Annotated in this window: 16 protein-coding genes; 7 read left to right on the forward strand and 9 right to left on the reverse strand. The window is 72.1% G+C overall.

Annotated features, from left to right (window positions below; genetic code table 11):
- Positions 1–69 precede the first annotated feature (69 nt).
- Both serC and R4Z63_RS13625 read left to right on the forward strand, forming a co-directional pair.
- The gene (gene serC / locus R4Z63_RS13620) at positions 70–1,188 is read left to right on the forward strand and encodes a phosphoserine transaminase (RefSeq protein WP_037924827.1); all 1,119 of its coding nucleotides are present in this window, start codon (positions 70–72) and stop codon (positions 1,186–1,188) included.
- 164 nt (positions 1,189–1,352) lie between these two features.
- Positions 1,353–4,481, forward strand: a complete 3,129-nt coding sequence (locus R4Z63_RS13625) for a sacsin N-terminal ATP-binding-like domain-containing protein (RefSeq protein ID WP_172671365.1) — start codon at positions 1,353–1,355, stop codon at positions 4,479–4,481.
- A 37-nt stretch (positions 4,482–4,518) separates the two neighbouring features.
- Here the strand turns inward: R4Z63_RS13625 and R4Z63_RS13630 are convergent, their stop codons facing one another.
- On the reverse strand, positions 4,519–5,313 hold the full coding sequence (locus R4Z63_RS13630) for an SGNH/GDSL hydrolase family protein (protein WP_037924823.1): 795 nt from the start codon (positions 5,311–5,313) through the stop codon (positions 4,519–4,521).
- Positions 5,300–5,875: a PadR family transcriptional regulator gene (locus R4Z63_RS13635; RefSeq protein WP_384447723.1), complete on the reverse strand. Its 576-nt coding sequence runs from the start codon at positions 5,873–5,875 to the stop codon at positions 5,300–5,302. Before R4Z63_RS13635 ends, R4Z63_RS13630 begins: the two co-directional genes overlap by 14 nt.
- 113 nt (positions 5,876–5,988) lie before the next feature.
- Between R4Z63_RS13635 and R4Z63_RS13640 the strand changes: the two genes are divergently transcribed.
- Positions 5,989–6,405 carry a nuclear transport factor 2 family protein gene (locus R4Z63_RS13640; protein WP_384447726.1) on the forward strand — a complete coding sequence of 139 codons (417 nt, stop codon included), beginning with the start codon at positions 5,989–5,991 and terminating at the stop codon, positions 6,403–6,405.
- Between the two features lie 15 nt (positions 6,406–6,420).
- On the opposite strand, the gene R4Z63_RS13645 is transcribed toward R4Z63_RS13640, so the two are convergent.
- Together R4Z63_RS13645 and R4Z63_RS13650 are read right to left on the reverse strand one after the other, a co-directional pair.
- Positions 6,421–8,883, reverse strand: a complete 2,463-nt coding sequence (locus tag R4Z63_RS13645) for a cation-translocating P-type ATPase (RefSeq protein ID WP_384447729.1) — start codon at positions 8,881–8,883, stop codon at positions 6,421–6,423.
- Positions 8,884–8,989: 106 nt separating this feature from the next.
- Positions 8,990–9,325: a DUF2530 domain-containing protein gene (locus R4Z63_RS13650; RefSeq protein WP_037924816.1), complete on the reverse strand. Its 336-nt coding sequence runs from the start codon at positions 9,323–9,325 to the stop codon at positions 8,990–8,992.
- Between the two features lie 175 nt (positions 9,326–9,500).
- Here R4Z63_RS13650 and R4Z63_RS13655 point away from each other — a divergent pair, with 175 nt between their 5' ends.
- Positions 9,501–10,961 (forward strand): NCS2 family permease, encoded by a 1,461-nt coding sequence (locus R4Z63_RS13655; protein ID WP_384447732.1) that lies wholly within the window; start codon positions 9,501–9,503, stop codon positions 10,959–10,961.
- A gap of 13 nt (positions 10,962–10,974) precedes the next feature.
- Here R4Z63_RS13655 and R4Z63_RS13660 read toward each other — a convergent pair whose 3' ends face one another.
- On the reverse strand, positions 10,975–11,157 hold the full coding sequence (locus R4Z63_RS13660) for a ribbon-helix-helix protein, CopG family (RefSeq protein ID WP_078556757.1): 183 nt from the start codon (positions 11,155–11,157) through the stop codon (positions 10,975–10,977).
- A 150-nt stretch (positions 11,158–11,307) separates the two neighbouring features.
- Here R4Z63_RS13660 and R4Z63_RS13665 point away from each other — a divergent pair, with 150 nt between their 5' ends.
- From R4Z63_RS13665 to thpR, 3 genes are all read left to right on the forward strand, one after another.
- Positions 11,308–11,745, forward strand: coding sequence for a MarR family winged helix-turn-helix transcriptional regulator (locus tag R4Z63_RS13665; protein ID WP_030662370.1), 438 nt, complete (start codon positions 11,308–11,310; stop codon positions 11,743–11,745).
- 26 nt (positions 11,746–11,771) lie between these two features.
- The gene (locus R4Z63_RS13670; protein WP_384447736.1) at positions 11,772–13,133 is read left to right on the forward strand and encodes an MFS transporter; all 1,362 of its coding nucleotides are present in this window, start codon (positions 11,772–11,774) and stop codon (positions 13,131–13,133) included.
- 88 nt (positions 13,134–13,221) lie between these two features.
- A complete protein-coding gene (gene thpR, locus R4Z63_RS13675) occupies positions 13,222–13,806 on the forward strand; it encodes an RNA 2',3'-cyclic phosphodiesterase (protein WP_384447739.1) in 585 nt (194 codons plus the stop codon).
- A gap of 87 nt (positions 13,807–13,893) precedes the next feature.
- On the opposite strand, the gene R4Z63_RS13680 is transcribed toward thpR, so the two are convergent.
- The 4 genes from R4Z63_RS13680 to R4Z63_RS13695 all read right to left on the reverse strand — a co-directional run bounded on the left by R4Z63_RS13680 (position 13,894) and on the right by R4Z63_RS13695 (position 18,679).
- A complete protein-coding gene (locus R4Z63_RS13680) occupies positions 13,894–15,402 on the reverse strand; it encodes an FG-GAP-like repeat-containing protein (protein ID WP_384447741.1) in 1,509 nt (502 codons plus the stop codon).
- 95 nt (positions 15,403–15,497) lie between these two features.
- Positions 15,498–16,931 (reverse strand): C40 family peptidase, encoded by a 1,434-nt coding sequence (locus R4Z63_RS13685; protein ID WP_384447744.1) that lies wholly within the window; start codon positions 16,929–16,931, stop codon positions 15,498–15,500.
- 253 nt (positions 16,932–17,184) lie between these two features.
- Positions 17,185–17,361: a hypothetical protein gene (locus tag R4Z63_RS13690; protein ID WP_384447747.1), complete on the reverse strand. Its 177-nt coding sequence runs from the start codon at positions 17,359–17,361 to the stop codon at positions 17,185–17,187.
- A gap of 325 nt (positions 17,362–17,686) precedes the next feature.
- On the reverse strand, positions 17,687–18,679 hold the full coding sequence (locus tag R4Z63_RS13695) for a helix-turn-helix domain-containing protein (RefSeq protein ID WP_384447750.1): 993 nt from the start codon (positions 18,677–18,679) through the stop codon (positions 17,687–17,689).
- Positions 18,680–18,725: the final 46 nt, after the last annotated feature.

Raw genomic sequence — 18,725 nt, forward strand, 5'->3', positions numbered from 1 at the left:
CCGTCCCGCCGCGTCTCATCCGGTGGACGCGCTTCCGAAGCGTGGCTCCGGACCCGATACGCTCCGCTCGTGGCTGAGATCCAGATTCCCGCTGACATCAAGCCCGCCGACGGACGCTTCGGCGCGGGCCCCTCCAAGGTGCGGACCGAGGCGCTGGACGCCCTCGCCGCCACCGGTACCTCCCTGCTCGGAACCTCACACCGCCAGGCCCCGGTCAAGAACCTGGTCGGATCGGTGCGCCAGGGCATCCGGGACCTCTTCTCCCTCCCCGAGGGCTACGAGGTGATCCTGGGCAACGGCGGCTCCACCGCCTTCTGGGACATCGCGACCGCCGGTCTCATCGAGCGGAAGTCCCAGCACCTGACCTTCGGCGAGTTCTCCTCGAAGTTCGCCAAGGCGGCGAAGCTGGCGCCGTGGCTGGACGAGCCGTCCGTGATCTCCTCCGAGCCGGGCACGCACCCCGAGCCGGTGGCCGAGGCGGGTGTGGACGTGTACGCGTACACCCACAACGAGACCTCCACGGGTGTCGCCGCACCGGTCCGGCGGGTCGCGGGCGCGGACGCCGGGTCCCTCGTTCTGGTGGACGCGACCTCGGGCGCCGGCGGTCTGCCGGTGGACATCACCGAGACGGACGTCTACTACTTCGCGCCGCAGAAGTCCTTCGCCTCCGACGGCGGCCTGTGGCTGGCGGCGTTCTCCCCGGCGGCCCTGGAGCGCGCGGCCCGGGTGCACGCGTCGGGCCGGCACATCCCGGAGTTCTTCTCCCTGCCGACGGCGATCGACAACTCGCTGAAGAACCAGACGTACAACACCCCGGCGCTGGCCACGCTCTTCCTGCTGGACCAGCAGTTGGAGTGGATGAACGGCCAGGGCGGCCTGGAGTTCACCACGGGCCGTACGGCCGCCAGTGCGCGCCACCTGTACGGCTGGGCGGAGACGTCCAAGTACGCGACGCCGTTCGTCACCGACGCCGACAAGCGCTCCGCCGTCATCGGCACGATCGACTTCTCGGACGACATCGACGCGGCGGCCGTCGCGAAGGTGCTGCGCGCCAACGGGATCGTGGACACCGAGCCGTACCGCAAGCTCGGCCGCAACCAGCTGCGCATCGCGATGTTCCCCGCGATCGACCCCGCGGACGTCCAGGCGCTGACGGCCTGCATCGACTACGTGATCGAGAAGCTCTGACCGGAGTCCGTCCGGTACCGCGGGAGCCCCCGGTGACGTCCCGTCACCGGGGGCTCCCGCGTCCCCGGGTTCGCCCGCCGCGGGTTCGCCCACCTCAGGGGCGAGGCGCGGCCCGCCACGCGATACCTTCAGGAGTTCGTTGGGCGATTCTTGGAGGCAGCGGCGTGAGCGTGCGAGTGACGGCGGCCCAGAGCGGCACGGACCCCTTCGGCACGGCCCGGCTGCGGCGCGGCGTGCTCGACGCCTGGGGAGCGGGCCCGGCCCGGTTTCGCGAGGACGCCAACGCCGAGGAGGACCTCGCGCTCGGCGGCTACCGGGACCGGCTCGTCGTCGAGCTGGCCCAGAACGCCGCCGACGCCGCGGCCCGCGCCGAGGCGCCCGGCCGGTTGCGGCTCACCCTCCACGAGGGCGAGGCCGGACGCGCGCTGCTGGCCGTCGCCAACACCGGCGCCCCGCTGGACGCGACGGGCGTGGAGTCCCTGAGCACCCTGCGCGCCTCCGCCAAGCGGGAACCCGCCGCGGAGAGCGTGGGCCGTTTCGGCGTCGGCTTCGCAGCCGTTCTCGCCGTCTGCGACGAGCCGGCCGTGCTCGGCCGCCACGGCGGGGTCCGCTGGTCCCTCGCCGAGGCCCGCGAACTGGCCCGCGAGGCCGCCGTCGGCAGCCCCGGCCTCGGCGACGAACTGCGCCGCCGCGACGGTCACGTGCCGCTGCTGCGCCTCCCGCTGCCCGCCGAGGGCACCGCCCCCGAGGGCTACGACACCGTCGTGGTCCTGCCGCTGCGCGACGCCGCCGCGGAGGACCTCGTCGAACGGCTCCTCGCGGGCATCGACGACGCCCTGCTGCTAACCCTGCCCGGACTGTGCGAGGTCGTCGTGGAGACCCGGGCCGGCTCGCGCACCCTCACCCGCCGCGACGAGGGCGCCTACACCGTCGTCGAGGACACCACCGGCTCCGGCACGCGGACCAACCGCTGGCGCACCGTCCGCCACGGCGGCGCCATCGAGAAGGCACTGCTCGCCGACCGGCCCGTCGAGGAACGGCTCCGGCCCGCCTGGGCGGTGTCGTGGGCCGTGCCCGTCGACGCCGACGGCGCCCCGCTGCGCCCGACCACCGCACCCGTGGTGCACGCCCCGACGCCCACCGACGAGCCGCTGGGCATCCCGGCACTGCTCATCGCGACCCTGCCGCTGGACACCAGTCGCCGCCACCCCGCACCGGGGCCGCTGACCGACTTCCTCGTGCAGCGTGCCGCCGACGCCTACGCCGAACTCCTCGGCGCCTGGGATCCGGTGGGCACCGGGCTCGTGGACCTGGTGCCCGGCCCGCTCGGCAAGGGCGAGCTGGACGGCGCCCTGCGCGCCGCCGTGCTGGAGCGGCTGCCGCGTACGGCGTTCCTCGCACCGGCCGCGCCGCCCGAGCACGCCGAGGAGCGGGGCGCCCTGCGCCCGTTCGAGGCCGAGGTGGTGGAGGGCGCGGGCGCCGAGACCGTACGGGTCCTCGCGGAGGTCCTGCCGACCCTGCTGCCGGCCGGCCTGGAGCGTCGCGCCGAGCTGCGCACCCTGGGCGTGGGCCGGCTCCCGCTGGGCGATGCCATCGAGCGGATCGCGGGCATCGAGCGGACCCCCGAGTGGTGGTACCGGCTGTACGACAGCCTCGCCGGGGTGGACCCCGACCGCCTGTCGGGGCTGCCCGTGCCGCTCGCCGACGGCCGTACGACGATCGGGCCGCGGCACGTCCTGCTCCCGTACGCGGACACGCCCGCGGACCTGGCCCGGCTGGGGCTGAAGGTGGCCCACCCGGAGGCGGCGCACCCGCTGTTGGAGAAGCTCGGCTCTCTCCCGGCGACGGCGCGCGCGGTCCTGACGACCCCGCAGGTGCGGGCCGCGGTGGCCGCGTCCCTGGACGCCGGGGAGATCTGGGACGAGGACGCCGACACCCTGGACGCCGACGAGCTCGCCGAGGTGGTCCTCGGGCTGGTCCGCGACGCGGAACTGGCGCCCGGCGACGAGCCGTGGCTCGGCGCGCTGGCCCTGCCGGACGAGGACGGGGAGCTGACTCCCGCGGGTGAACTGCTGCTGCCGGGATCGCCCCTGGCCTCGGTCATCCGCGCGGACGAGGTCCCGTTCGTGGACGCCGAGCTGGCCGAGCGGTGGGGCGGGGCCCCGCTGACCGCCTGCGGGGTGCTGGCCTCCTTCCAGCTGGTGCGCGCCACCGACGTGGTCCTGGACCCGGACGAACTGGAGCCGCGGGAGGGCGACTACGCCGAGCCGGACGACGCGGGGCTGCTGGACGCGGTGGACGTGTGGTGCGAGGACGTGCTGGACCAGTTGCCGGACCTGCCCGTCCCGCCGGTGGCGACCGAGCTGGTGGCCGTGCGCGACCTGGACCTCGTCGACGACGGCTGCTGGCCGCAGGCCCTCGCCATGCTGGCGCAGCCGCCGCTGCGGGACGCGCTGACCCAGCCGGTGCGGATCCTGCTGCCGGACGGGACGACGCAGTCGGTGCGCCCGTACACGGCGTGGTGGCTGCGCGACCACCCGGTGCTGGACGGCCGCCGCCCGGCGGGCCTGCGGGCGGCGGGCGGTGACCCGCTGCTGGAGGGCCTCTACACCTCGGCGGACGCCACCGGTTTCGAGGACGAGCAGGTGCTGCGGGCGCTGGGCGTACGGACGTCCGTGCCGGCGCTGCTGGACGAGCCCGGCGGTGCGGCGGAGCTGCTGGGCCGGCTCGCCGACCCCGACCGGGAGGTGACCGACCGGCAGGTGCACGGCCTGTACAACGCGCTGGCCGATCTCGACCCCGAGCAGGTGACCCTGCCGGACGAGTTGCGGGCGGTGGAGGACGGCGAGGTGGTCGTCGTGGATGCGGCGGACGCGGTGATCGCGGACGCCCCAGACCTGCTGCCGCTGGCGGCGGGGCTGCCCCTGCTGCCGGTGTCCCCGGTACGTGCGGCGGACCTCGCGGAGCTGCTCCAGGTGCGCCGGCTGTCGGAGACGGTCCCGGCGGAGGTGACGACGCCGGGTGAGGAGCACGAGGTGCCGGAGGCGGTGCGGGTGCTGCTCGGCCCGGCGACGCCGGCGACGTATGTCGAGCACGAGGAGCTGGTCGCGGGCGGCACGGAGCTGGACTGGCGGCGCACACCCGACGGCACCCTGCACGCGTCCACCCTGGAGGGCGTGGCGGCGGGCCTGGCCTGGTCCGCGGGCCAGTGGCCGCGCCGCTTCGAGGTGGCCGCGCTTCTGGAGGACCCGTCCCGCACGGCGGAGCTGGCACGGGACCGCTGGTTCGACTGAGGGCCGTCCCGGCATCCCGGCTGGGACGCGGGTCGGGTCACCGCTCGCCGGCGCTCGCGGCGGCCAGGGGCAGCAGGTCGGGGCGCTTGGCGCTCCGGCCGTCGCCGGAGGAGCGGCCGCGCAGTCGGCGGCCCAGCCAGGGGCCCAGGAAGGCGGCCGCCCAGCGCAACTCGGCCGCGACGGCCGCACCCGGCGCGGGGGCGGCCCGCGGCGGCAGCGGGTGCGCCCAGCTGTCATCGCTGCCGGGCAGGCCGACGGCGTGGGCGAGGGCGGCGGCGATGCGCTCGTGGCCGAGGGAGCTGGCGTGCAGCCGGTCCGTGGTCCACATCCGCGGGTCGGCGACGGCGTCCGGCAGGGCGGTCTCGGCGACGGTGACGCCGTGCCGGGCGGCCGCCTCGCGGATGCGGTCGTTGAGGTCGCCCAGGCGGGGTGCGAGGGGCCGGGCGATCGGCACGATCCGGCCCAGGTCGGGGAAGGTGACGGTGGCCACGTGGGCGCCGGCCGCCGTGAGCGCGGCGAACATCTCCTCGACCTCGCCCGCGACCCGCGCCGCGTCGAACCGGGGCCGCAGGACGTCGTTGACACCCGCGACGACGGTGGCGATGTCGGGCCGCAGGGCCAGCGCGGGGCCGAGCTGTTCGGCGCGGACCTGGCCGGCGAGCCGTCCGCGTACGGCGAGGTTGGCGTAGCGCAGGCCGGGGCGCGCGGCCTCCAGGTGTCCGGCGAAGCGGTCGGCGAAGCCGCGCAGGCCCGTGGTGTCGTCGCCGTCGCCGAGGCCTTCGGTCTGGCTGTCACCCAGGGCGACGTAGCGCCGGTAGTCAGTGCTCGGCACGGCTGGTCCGCCCCTCTCGCTCTCGCAGGATCGCCGCGCTGCGGCGGCACCAGTCGCGGTGGCCCTGTTCGAAGGCGATGCCGCGCAGGCAGGTCAGGTAGCCGCCGATGCGTTCGCCGTGGAGCAGGAACTCCTCCTCGTCCAGGTCGCCGCGCATCCTGCGCAGGACCTTGCCGAGGAGTTCGAGCTTGGCGTCGGCCGCGGACGCCCGTTCCTCCAGTTGTGCGATCACGGGCCGGGTGCCGATCCGGTCGGCGTTCTGCACCTTGACCAGGAGGTCGTCGCGGATGACCGAGGGCTTGGACGAGGCGGCCGCGAATTCCTCCAGTTCGGTCCGGCCGGCGTCGGTGACCCGGAAGAGGCGTTTGTTGGGCCGGGTTTCCTGGACCACCTGCCGGCCCTCGACCAGGCCTTCCTTCTCCAGTCTGGCGAGCTCGGTGTAGAGCTGCTGGGGGGAGGCGTGCCAGAAGTTCGCGACGCCGATGTCGAAGGACTTCGCCAGTTCGTAGCCGCTGAACTCACCGTCGAGCAGCGCCGCCAGTACGGCATGCCGCAGGGCCATCGCGACCGCCCCTTCCTTTTCCTCGCGCTCCCCCGCATGATACTCATAAAACTGAGTAGTCAATTCCTTGAGTAGTGGTAGCCGCATCCGCATCTGGAGGAGCCGTGGAGTCCGTGAGGGAGACCGCCGAACGCTTCCGCGCCGCCGTGGAGAGGCGTGACCTCTCCGCGCTGGAGCACCTGTTCACCGAGGACATCAGGCTGTACAGCCCGGTGAAGTTCCGCCCGTTCGAGGGCAGGCCGATGGTGCTGGGGCTCTTCGGGGTCCTGCTGCGCGTCTTCGAGGACCTGCGCTACGTCGGCCACTTCGACGGCGCGACCGAGACCAGCGCGGACGGCACCGAGGCGCCGGCGTCCGTCCTGCCCTTCCGGGCCACGGTGGACGGCAAGGAGATCCACGGCATCGACATGCTGCACTTCGACGGGGCGGGCCGGATCAAGGAGTTCACGGTGATGGTCCGCCCCCAGTCCGCGGTCCACACCCTGGGCCGGGCCGTCCTGGCCGGCCTCCAGGCGGACGGCCTGGCCTGAGCCCCGTCGCAGCGGTCAGGCCGGGAACCTGCGGTCCACCCAGCGGAAGGTGAACTCGATGAGGACCGCGGCGGCCGCCGCGATCGCCACCGCAGTCCACGGCATCGTGGTGCCGACCAGCTTGAGCTGGAAGAAGTCCTGGAGCCACGGCACGATCAGGACGATCAGGAAGGCCGTACCCATCGCACCCACCAGGGCCGCACGCCACCAGGTGTACGGGCGCGCGATGATCGCGAGGACCCACATCGAGGTCAGGAACAGCGTCAGCGTCGCGGCACTGGTCTCCGCGGGGAGGGCTTCGGCGCCCGTGTAGTGGTGGCGTGCGATCAGGTAGGTGACGAAGGTGGCCGTCGCCGCGATCACGCCGCCGGGGATGGCGTAGCGCATCACCCTTTTCACGAAGTGCGGCTTAGCGCGCTCCTTGTTCGGGGCCAGCGCCAGGAAGAAGGCCGGGATCCCGATGGTGAGGGTGGACAGCAGGGTCAGGTGCCGCGGCAGGAAGGGGTACTCGACCTGCGAGCAGACCACCAGGATGGCCAGCAGCACCGAGTAGACCGTCTTCGTGAGGAAGAGGGTGGCCACGCGCGTGATGTTGCCGATGACCCGGCGGCCCTCGGCGACCACCGACGGCAGTGTGGAGAAGCTGTTGTTGAGGAGGACGATCTGTGCGACCGCGCGGGTGGCCTCCGAGCCGGAGCCCATGGAGACGCCGATGTCGGCGTCCTTGAGGGCGAGCACGTCGTTGACGCCGTCGCCGGTCATGGCGACGGTGTGGCCCCTGGACTGCAGGGCGCCGACCATGTCCCGCTTCTGCTGCGGGGTGACACGTCCGAAGACGGAGTTCCCGTCCAGGACCTCTGCCATCTCGGCCTGCTCCGCAGGAAGCGTGCGGGCGTCGACGGTGTTCTGGGCGCCGGGCAGGCCCAGCTTGCCGGCGACGGCGCCGACGGAGATCGCGTTGTCGCCGGAGATGACCTTCGCCTTGACGTCCTGCTCCTCGAAGTAGCGCAGCGTGTCGGCGGCGTCGGGGCGCAGCCGCTGCTCCAGGACGACCAGCGCGGTCGGCCTGACTCCGGTGGCGACGGCCTCGTCGTCCAGCTCCCGGGCAGAGCGGGCGAGCAGCAGGACCCGCAGGCCCTGTTCGTTGAGGTCGTTGATCTCGTCGAGGGCGGGGTCCCCGGCGGGCAGCAGGACGTCGGGGGCGCCGAGCAGCCAGGTGTTGTTCTCGCCGTCGCCCTCGCTGAAGCTGGCGCCGCTGTACTTGCGGGCGGAGGAGAAAGGCAGGGACTCGGTGCACCGCCACTCGGCGCTGTCGGGGTAGGCGTCGATGATCGCCTGGAGGCTGGCGTTGGGGCGGGGGTCGGACTCACCGAGGGCACCGAGCACCTTCTTGACGTACTCCGGGTCCGCGCCGCCGAGCGGGCGGAGCTCGGTGACGTCCATGCCGCCCTCGGTGAGGGTGCCGGTCTTGTCGAGGCAGACCACATCGACGCGGGCGAGGCCCTCGATGGCGGGCAGTTCCTGCACGAGGCACTGTTTGCGGCCGAGGCGGATGACGCCGATCGCGAAGGCCACGGAGGTGAGCAGGACGAGCCCCTCGGGGATCATCGGCACGATCCCGCCGACGGTCCGGGCGATGGCGTCGTCGAGGTTGTTCTCCTTGACGACGAGCTGGCTGATGATCAGGCCGATGGAGGTCGGGATCATCATCCAGGTGACGTACTTCAGGATGGTGGAGATGCCGGAGCGCAGCTCGGAGTGGACGAGCGTGAACCGGGAGGCCTCTTCGGCCAACTGGGCGGCGTAGGCCTCGCGGCCGACCTTGGTGGCGGTGAACGCGCCGCCGCCGGCGACCACGAAGGAGCCGGACATGACCTGGTCGCCGGGCTTCTTCAGAACGGGGTCGGCCTCGCCGGTGAGCAGGGACTCGTCGATCTCCAGGCCGTCGGATTCGCCGACGGAGCCGTCGACGACCACCTTGTCGCCGGGGCCGAGTTCGATGACGTCGCCGAGGACGATCTCGGAAGTGGAGATCTCGGCGGTCCGGCCGTCGCGGCGGACGCTGGGCCTGGCCTCGCCGATGACGGCGAGGGAGTCGAGGGTCTTCTTCGCGCGCAGTTCCTGGATGATGCCGATGCCGGTGTTCGCGATGATCACGAAGCCGAAGAGGCTGTCCTGGATCGGCGCGACGAAGAGCATGACCACCCACAGGACGCCGATGATGGCGTTGAACCGGGTGAAGACGTTGCCGCGGACGATGTCGGTGGTGGAGCGCGAGGAGCGGACGGGGACGTCGTTGACGTCCCCGCGGGCCACCCGCTCGGCGACCTCGGCCGTGGTCAGCCCGCCCGGCGTGAAGCGGGGTGCCGGCGGCCGTACGGGGTGTACGGGGTCGAGCTCGGTCCCCGCGTCGATGGCCGTGCCGGGACCACCGGTCGGCTCCGGCCCGTCGTGCTCGATCCTCGCCCCATGCGTCATGGTTTCGACGGTAAGCGGGGTTCGAACGCTCCACCCGCCGAAAAGTCCGAAGATACGACTTGGGGATGACCCGAATCGTCCGCTGGTCGCGGCCGGGCCCGGAGCCCTAGGCTCCCGCGGCCCCGTTCGACCGGCCGGCCTGCGCGGCCCCGGCCGCCCCCGCCGGCCCCGCGGCGTGGGCGGCCTCCGCCGCCTGCGTATCGGCGTGCCGCCGGAGGGCCGCCTCACGGCCACGGACGTACCAGATGCCGATCAGGCCGAGGAAGCCGCCGGCCGCGCACGTCCAGACCCACCACAGCTGACCGCGGTCGGCGAACCATCCGTAGAACGGCAGCTGGACCACGAAGAGGGCGAACCAGAGGATCGTTCCTCCGGTGACCGTCGCGACGACGGGGCCCTCCAGGGGCTCGGGCGCCTCATGCTTCGCAGTCCATTTCGCCATGCGGCCAGTTTAAGCGGGACCCGTCCCGGACCCGTCCGGAACCCGTCCGACCAGGACCTCCGCCCGGCAGGTCAGTGTCTACGCGCGGAGATGGACGGCCCTTCCCTGATGTGTTCATACTGAAACGGTTTGGGCGCGGCCCATTTTCTTCGTATGAACCACCCATGAGGACCGTATGAGCACCCCGGCCCCCGCCCCCGCACCCGCCGCTCCGGAGTCTTCCCCCCGAGGGCCCTCCGGCGGGCTGGACCGCCACTTCAAGATCTCCGAGCGCGGCTCGACCGTGGCCCGTGAGGTCCGCGGCGGTTTCGCGACCTTCTTCGCCATGGCGTACATCATCGTGCTGAACCCGATCATCCTGGGCAGCGCGAAGGACATGTACGGCCACCAGCTGGACAGCGGCCAGCTCGTGACGGCCACCGTCCTGACGGCCGCCTTCACCACCCTCCTCATGGGCGTCGTCGGCAACGTCCCCATCGCCCTCGCCGCGGGCCTCGGCGTGAACACCGTCGTGGCCCTCCAGCTCGCCCCGCGCATGAGCTGGCCCGATGCGATGGGCATGGTGGTGCTGGCCGGCTTCGTGGTGATGCTGCTGGTGGCCACCGGACTGCGCGAGCGCGTCATGAACGCCGTCCCGCTGGGCCTGCGCAAGGGCATCGCCATCGGCATCGGCTTGTTCATCATGCTGATCGGCCTGGTCGACTCGGGCTTCGTCTCCCGCATCCCGGACGCCGCGCACACCACCGTCCCGCTGCAGCTCGGCGGCAACGGCCACCTGCACGGCTGGCCCGTCCTGATCTTCGCGGTCGGCACCCTGCTCACCCTCGCCCTGCTGATCCGCAAGGTCCCCGGCGCGATCCTGATCTCGATCGTGGCCATGACCCTGGTCGCGGTCGTCGTGCAGCTCGCCGCCGACCTGCCGGACTCCGGCTGGGGCCTGACCGTCCCGGCCTGGCCCGGCAACCCGGTCGCCGCGCCCGACTTCGGGCTCGTGGGCCAGGTCAGCCTGTTCGGCGGCTTCGGCAAGGTCGGACTGCTCACCGGCATCCTGTTCGTCTTCACCGTGCTGCTGTCCTGCTTCTTCGACGCCATGGGCACGATCCTGGGCGTCGGCGACGAGGCCAAGCTGATCGACAAGAGCACGGGCGAGTTCCCCGGCATCAACCGGGTCCTGTTCGTCGACGGCCTCGCCGTCGCCTCGGGCGGCGCGAGCTCCTCCTCGGCGACCACCTGCTTCGTGGAGTCCACGGCCGGCGTCGGCGAGGGTGCCCGTACGGGCCTGGCGAACGTCGTGACGGGCGCCCTCTTCGCCGTGGCGCTGTTCTTCACCCCGCTGGCCACCATGGTCCCGTCCCAGGCCGCGACGCCCGCGCTGGTCGCGGTGGGCTTCCTGATCCTGTCGGGATCGATCAAGGACATCGACTGGAGCGACTTCACCATCGCCGTGCCGGCCTTCCTGGCCATGGTGATGATGCCCTTCACCTACTCGATCACCAACGGCATCGGCATCGGGTTCATCGCCTTCAGCGTGCTGCGCCTGGCGACCGGCCGGGGCCGCGAGGTCCCGCTCGCCATGTACGTGGTGTCGGCGGTGTTCGTCTTCTTCTACGCGATGCCCGCGCTCGGCCTCGGCTAGCGCACGGGCGGGCTCACGTCAGCCCGTAGAACTTCTCCGTCTCGTCGACGGCCGTCTTGAAGCGCTCGTCGAAGTCGTCGCGAATGAGCGTCCGGACCACATAGTCCTGGACGCTCATTCCGCGTTTGGCGGCATGGATCCGGAGCCTGTCGAGGAGCTCCCCGTCTATGCGCATGCTCAGCACATGTGTCCCCATGCCGAAAGAGTCGGGGCACAGGGTGCGCGCGCGGGTCGCTTTCGGCCGCCGACTCACCCGTACGAGTGACTTGGCGCATACCTGACACGCACCCGCGCGCGACCGGAAACCCGGTGTTCTTTAGCGAGAGTAATGAGTTACTCTAAATACATGCCTGACCTCTCCCATGGCGACGACGCTGCCGCCGTGAACGACCTCCGCTCCGCCGTCATGCGGCTGGGGCGGCGCCTGAAGCACCAGCGCGTCGACGAGTCGCTGAGCCCGACCGAAATGTCGGTCCTCGGCACCCTCGCCCGCTGCGGCCAGGCCACCCCCGGTGAGCTGGCGCGGCGGGAACACGTCCAGCCACCGTCCATGACGCGCATCGTCGCGTTGCTGGAAGCCAAGGGACTGGTCACGCTGGAACCGCACCCCGACGACCGCCGCCAGAAGGTGGTCCGCCAGACGGAGGAAGCCGAAGCGATGCTCGAAGAGAGCCGCCGCAAGCGCAACGCCTTCCTGGCCGGGCTCGCGGCAGAGCTGACCGAGGACGAATGGGCCAAGCTGCGCGCGGCCGCACCCGTCCTGGAGAAACTCGCGCACCTGTAAGGAACGACGCCAGGAGGCGAACGCTTTTGAGTACGGGAAACGGAGCAGACTCCGCACCCGGCCACATATCCACCCCCACCACCGCCGCGCGCACCGCGGCACCCCCGGGCAGGAACCGGGGGATGTTCAGCTCGCTGAGGATCCGCAACTACCGGCTCTTCGCCACCGGCCAGGTCGTCTCGAACACCGGCACCTGGATGCAGCGCATCGCCCAGGACTGGCTGGTCCTCTCCCTGACCGGTTCCGCCTCCGCCGTCGGCATCACCATCGCCCTGCAGTTCCTGCCGATGCTGGTCCTCGGCCTCTACGGAGGCGTACTCGCCGACCGGCTGCCCAAGCGGCCCCTGCTCCTCGCCACCCAGAGCGCGATGGGCCTGACCGGCATCGCACTCGCCGCACTCACCCTCGCCGGCCACGTCCAGGTCTGGCACGTCTACCTCGCGGCCCTGCTCCTCGGCCTGGTCACCGTCGTGGACAACCCGGCCCGGCAGACCTTCGTCTCCGAGATGGTCGGCACGGACCAGGTCGCCAACGCCGTCAGCCTCAACTCGGCCAACTTCCAGTCCGCGCGACTGGTCGGCCCGGCGATCGCGGGTGTGCTGATCACCGCCGTCGGGTCCGGCTGGGCGTTCCTGCTCAACGGCCTGTCCTTCGCCGCGCCCATCGCCGGCCTGCTCATGATGCGGACGAAGGAGCTGCACCCCGTCGAGCCCCGGCCGCGCGCCAAGGGACAGCTGCGCGAAGGCCTGCGCTACGTCGCCGGCCGACCCGAGCTGGTCTGGCCGATCGTGCTCGTCGGCTTCGTCGGCACCTTCGGGTTCAACTTCCCGATCTGGCTCTCGGCGTTCGTGAGCGACGTCTTCCACGGCGACGCGGGCACCTACGGACTCTTCAACACCCTGATCGCGGCCGGCTCCCTCGCGGGCGCCCTGCTCGCCGCCCGCCGGGGGCAGTCCCGCCTGCGGGTGCCCGTGGCCGCGGCCGCGCTGTTCTCCGTACTGCTCCTCGTGGCCGCCTTCGCGCCCGGCTTCCGGCTCTTCGCCGCGCTGCTCGTGCCCATCGGCGTCTTCGGCCTGACGGTCAACGTCACCGCCAACTCCAGCGTGCAGATGGCCACCGACCCCGAGATGCGGGGCCGGGTCATGGCCCTCTTCATGATGGTCTTCACCGGCGGCACTCCGCTGGGCGCCCCGCTGCTGGGCTGGATCACGGACACCTACGGCGCGCGCGTCGGCATGGCCTCGGGCGCTCTCATCTCCCTGGCCGCGTCGGTGACCATCGCCGTGGTCCTGGCCCGTGTCGGCAACCTCCGGCTGCGGGTCGACCGCCGCGGGGTGGCCTTCGTGCCGGCCGTCACCCGACGCCGCGAACTGGTGACGGTGGCCTGACCCGCCACCGCCCGGGGCTCCGCCCCCGACCCCCGCCGGGCCCGACCGGACCCGCGCGGGGGCGGCGCGCACGGCCTACGCTCACCGCATGAGACTGTTCGCCGCCGTTCTGCCCCCGGACGCGGCCGTCGCCGAGCTCACCGCCGCCGTGCACGCGCTGCGCGACGACCGGCTGACCTGGACCGCGCCAGCGGGCTGGCACGTCACGCTCGCCTTCATGGGCGAGGTGCGCGACGACGTGCTCCCCGAGCTGCACGCCCGCCTGGAGCGGGCCGCCCACCGTACGGCGCCCTTCGCGCTGCGCCTGCACGGCTGCGGCCACTTCGGCGACCGCGCCCTGTGGACCGGCGCCGCCGGCGAGCTCGACGCCGTGCGCCTGCTCGCCGACCGGGCCGACGCCGCCGCGCGGCGCGCCGGGATCCCGATGGAGCAGCACCGCCGGTACACGCCGCACCTCACCCTTGCCCGCACCCGCGGCCCCCGGCACGGGCACGGGCACGGGCACGGCGCCCCCACACCGCTGCGCCCCTACCTGGAGGCCCTCGCGGACTTCGAGGGCACGTCCTGGCAGGTGGACACGCTCAGCCTGGTCCGCAGCAGCCTGCCGGTGAGCGGAGTGCCGGGTGAGCAGCCGCGCTACGAAACCGTACGCGCCTGGCCGCTGGTCGGCTGAGCCGCTGCGCACGGCGCACGCCGTGAGGCGGACCGTCCCCGCGGGGACGGTCCGCCTCACGTGTCTTCACGTCTTCACGCCGGGTGACTACCAGCCCCCGGTGCCGATCTCCTTGCGGGCGCCCAGGCCTCCCGAGCCGGTCCCCGGGTAGAGGAAGAGCTTGCCGGTGGAGTTCTGGACGGCGATCAGGTCGTCGGACATCTGCGAGTTCAGCAGGTCGCCGCCGATCAGGTCGGACATGCCGTTCCAGCCGCCCGAGCCGATCTGGATGCGCGGGCTCAGGTAGCCCTTGTCACCGGGGTACATGAAGAGCTTGCCCGTCGACTTCTCCACGGCGACCAGGTCCTGACGGCCGCTGTTGTTCAGGTCCATGCCGGTCAGGTTGGACATGCCGTTCCAGCCGCCCGAGCCGATCTGCTTGCGGGAGGCGAGCTGGCCGCTCGACGTACCCGGGTAGAGGTAGAGCTTGCCGGTGGACTTCTCCACGGCCGCCAGGTCGGCGATCTTGTCGCCGTTGAGGTTGAGGGCGGTCAGGTTCGACATGCTGTTCCAGCCGCCCGTACCGATCAGCACGCGGCTGCCGCCGGACGCGATCGTCGAGTTGTCGGCGCCCTTGTAGAGCCACAGCTTGCCGGTGGACTCCTCCACCGCGACGATGTCGTCCCTGCCGTCGCCGTTGAAGTCGCCGCCGGTCAGGTTGGACATGCCGTTCCAGCCGCCCGTACCGATCAGGACGCGGCTGCCGCCGGACGCGATGGTGCCGTTGGCGGCGCCCTTGTAGAGCCACAGCTTGCCGGTCGAGGCCTCCACCGCGGCGACGTCGACCACGCCGTCGCCGTTGAGGTCGGCCGCGGCCAGGTCGGTCATGCCGGTCGTACCGGGGGACGGGTCGCCGGGACCGGGGATGCCGGGCTCCGGGGTGGGAGTGCCGCAGTTCTTGCTGGTCAGGGCCTTCGACCAGGAGCCGCTGCCGCTGAAGGGGCTGCCATTGAACACCGTGCGCTGGTCGTCCGCCTGGTAGCGCTGCTCGTAGTGCAGGTGGGCGCCGGAGGAGTTGCCGGTGCTGCCGACGACGCCGATCTGCTGGCCGGCCTTGACGGTGGCGCCGTTGGAGATGCTGAAGCCGTTGAGGTGAGCGTAGACCGTCGACCAGCCGCCACCGTGGTTGATGACGACGTACTTGCCGTAGCTGCGGTTGCCCAGGTCGGTCACCTGTGCCACACCGCCGGCGCTCGCCACCACGGGCGAGTTGAGCGTGGACCCGCCGTGCGTCCAGTCGACCGCGTGGGCGGTGGGGCTGTGGTACGAGCGGGAGGCGCCCTGCCAGGTCTCCCCGCACCTGAACGGCATCTGGAAGTCGGGGCGGTTGTCACCGGAAGCCGCCGCCATGGCCATGGGGGCCGGGCCCTCGGGCAGGCCCAGCTCGGCGGCGGTCAGCTCGGGCAGGTCGCCGTGCGGGTCCTCCGCACCGCCGTCGGCGTTCGCGCCGCCGGCCGAGAGGGCCACCGCGGCGACGGTGGCGCAGACCAGACCGGTCGCTATCCGGACCCGGCGGGACATGAACCGGGCGAGGGGGGAGGTGGTCTCAACAGACATGGGGGTGCTTCCAAACCGGCACGAGGGTGCCAAGAAAAGGTGTCAGGGAAGGGGAGTTGCGAAAGGTGAGCGGGGAGATGCGCCGCGACGCGGGGCTACCAGCCCCCGGAGCCGATCTCCTTGCGCGCCCCCAGACCCGTGCCGGTGCCCGGGTAGAGGTAGAGCTTTCCGGTGGCCTTCTCGACGGCGACGAGATCGTCGTTCGCGTTCGAGGTGAAGTCGCCGCCGATCAGGTCGTTCATGCCGTTCCAACCGCCGGAGCCGATCTCCTTGCGGGAGTTCAGGCCGCTGCCGTTGCTGGTGTAGAGGTAGAGCTTTCCGGTGGACTGCTCGGCGCCGACGACATCGGTCCTGCCGTCGTTGTCGATGTCCATCCCGACGAGGTCGTGCAGGCCGTTCCAACCGCCGCTGCCGATCATGACGCGGCTGCTGCCGCCGCCGATCGATCCGGCGCCGTTGCCCTTGTAGAGCCACAACTTGCCGGTGGACCTCTCGACGCCCGCGACATCGGCCCTGCCGTCGCCGTTGAAGTCACCGCCCATCAGCTCGGACATGCCGTTCCAGCCGCCCGAGCCGATCTCCTTGCGGGAGTTCAGGCCGCTGCCGGTGCCCGGGTAGAGGTACAGCTTTCCGCTGGCCTCCTCCACCGCGACGATGTCCTCCCGGCCGTCGCCGTTGAAGTCGCCGCCGGTCAGGTTGGACATGCCGTTCCAGCCGCCCGAGCCGATCAGGACGCGGCTGCCGCCGGACGCGATGGTGCCGTTGGAGGCGCCCTTGTAGAGCCACAGCTTGCCGGTCGAGGCCTCGACGCCGACCACGTCGTCCACGGCGTCGCCGTTGATGTCGGCGGCGACGAGGTCGGTCATGCCGGGTGCGGGCGCCGGCGGGGTGGTCACGTCGTCGGCGATGTTCTTGTAGCGGACGGGCTGGTAGGGGCCGTAGCCCGGGTAGTACGGGTAGTCGTAGACGCGGTGGTGGACTCCGCTGGGGGTGAAGTCGAAGCCCCAGTACTGGGTGCGGCCGGAGTTGGCCCACTTCTCGAAGAGGACGACGTGGCCGGCAGAGCCCGCGTCGTCGTCCAGCAGGGCGTCGCCCGCCTTTAGTTCCGCCTTGGTGATCGGCTCGGTCACGCCGCGGGAGGCGAAGGTGTTGGTGGCCGGCTGGAAGTCCAGGTCCCAGGCCATCGAGACAAAGCCCGAGCAGTCCGTGCGGTATCCACCGTGACGGCCGGCGCCGGAGTAGACCAGGCCGATGCCGACCCAGCTCTTGGCCCGGGCTATCACCGAACTGCGGGTGATCTTCGTGGTGGCCTCCGCGGCGAAGGCCGTCGCCCGGGACTCCCCGTCGACCGGCCCCTCGGGGCCCTGGCCGGGGCTGCCGTAGTCGGGGTTGGCGGGCGGCTCGGCGGTGACCGCCGCCGGGGCGGCGACCGCCGCGGTGTCGACGGCGACGACGGCGCCGGCGGCGACGGCCCCGGCGACGAGGGCGGCTACGGCGGCATGGCGGGCGTTCAACCCGTATCGGGACATGGTTGTGCTCCGGTTCTGGTCGGGCGAGGTCTGGGGTGACGGCCGGGAGCGCGGGCTCGACCGGCGGTGGCGCTGCATGATGTGCGGTAAGTGAGGTCGCGGTGCGTGATGTGCGCGGTGCGTGATGTGCGCAGTGCGTGATGTGCGCGGTGCGTGCGACGTGGCGGACGGACGGCTGTCCTGCAGGTACAGCGGTCCCGCGGGGCGACGCGGTGGTGCGGGCGGTGATGCGGGGCGATCCGGCTACGGGACCTTACGGACGGCTCGTCGCCGCTGTCGGCAGGGCTCCGGCGGGGCCCGCCTGACCGGCCGTGCTGCCCGACACCGCGACCGGGTGGGCCGGGGCGTGGGCGGAGGCCATCGGTGCGACGGAGGTGATGCCGAGGGTGAGGGCGACGACCGCGGTGGCCCGGAGCATTCCCTTGCGCATGGCGTGGTTCGTCCTTTCGGTATGCATGGCTGGTGGCTTGAACCCATCGCCCTCGGACGTCCCGCGGTGGCGTCCGTTGAGGGGCTTCAGGGCCTTCGGTCCTTGCCTCCGGGGCGGCTGCCCCGCTGACAGGCATTAGATTCGCCGCTGCCAGGGCCGGACGGAAGAGAGATCAACTGGCCCGAAAGGGCCTTGGCCGGACCCGTCCACAGTGGCCTGATCCGGTTGCCTCCACGCATGCGAAAGGCCGCCCGGCGGGACCACTTTCGTGAACCCGCCGGGCGGCCTTCGTGTGCGGCGCCTGCCGGAGCGGCGCCTGCGGGCCTCAGGCCCGCGCCGGCAGCCAGCCCTCCTGGACGGCCCGGGCCCCGGCCTCGAAGCGACTGCGGGCGCCGAGCCGTTCCATCAGCTCGTTGGCGATGCGCCGGGCCGTACGCGAGGAGACCCCCAGCCGCTTGGCTATCGCCTCGTCCGTGTGCCCCTCCGCCAACAGGCGTACGGCGGCGGCCTGCTGGGAGGTCAGCCCGTCCGGACCCAGGACCGCCACCTCCGCCAACGGCTGCGCCGTCGCCCACGTCGACTCGAAGAGCGCGCAGAGGGCGACCAGCATCCCGTGCCCGCTCAGGACGACGGCACCCGCCGCGGAGTCGTCGCTCACCGGGATCAGCGCCGTCCGGCGGTCGACGATGAGCATCCGGGTCGGCAGCGACGCTGCCGTACGGACCTGGCCGCCGAGCTCCGTGAGCCAGTTGGCGTGCTCGACGGAGGGCCGACTGTTGCGCACGCTGTCGAGATAGAGGGTGCGCATGCGGACGCCGCGTTCCAGCAGCGTTCTGTTCAGAGGGCGCGAGGCGGCCAGGGCCGACTCGCTCAGCGTCGCGTCCGGCGAGAACGCCAGCAGCTCCTCCTTCGTCTCCCTGGTCAGCGCGACCAGTCGGTCACGGACCGCGTCGAGCCCGATGAGCTGCTCCACGCCGGGGTGTCGGGCGGCCGGCCGCAGCTCCGAGTACTCGGAGATCAGCCTGGCCGCGGCGGCCCGGGACGCCTCCAGCCGCTGCTGCTGCGCGGCGAGCTCCGCCTGGCCCCGGGCCATCAGGATCTCCATCCCGATGTCCGGGGAGACGGCCCGCAACCGCCCGCTGTCGTCGGCCGACGGCTGGACCAGGGCCAGCTCACTCAGCAGGTCCAGGGCCTCGCGTACGCCGCTCTCGCCGATCCCGACGGCGTCGGCGAGCGCGGCGACACCCGACCCGGGTTCCATGAGCATGGCGCGGTATACGGCTTCGGCTCTCGCATCGAGGCCCAGTTCGGTCAACATGTGGTTCCCCCCACCCCGTTGGCACTTCACTGTGAAAGATCATCTC

The organism is Streptomyces sp. PL-29 (genome assembly GCF_058344425.1).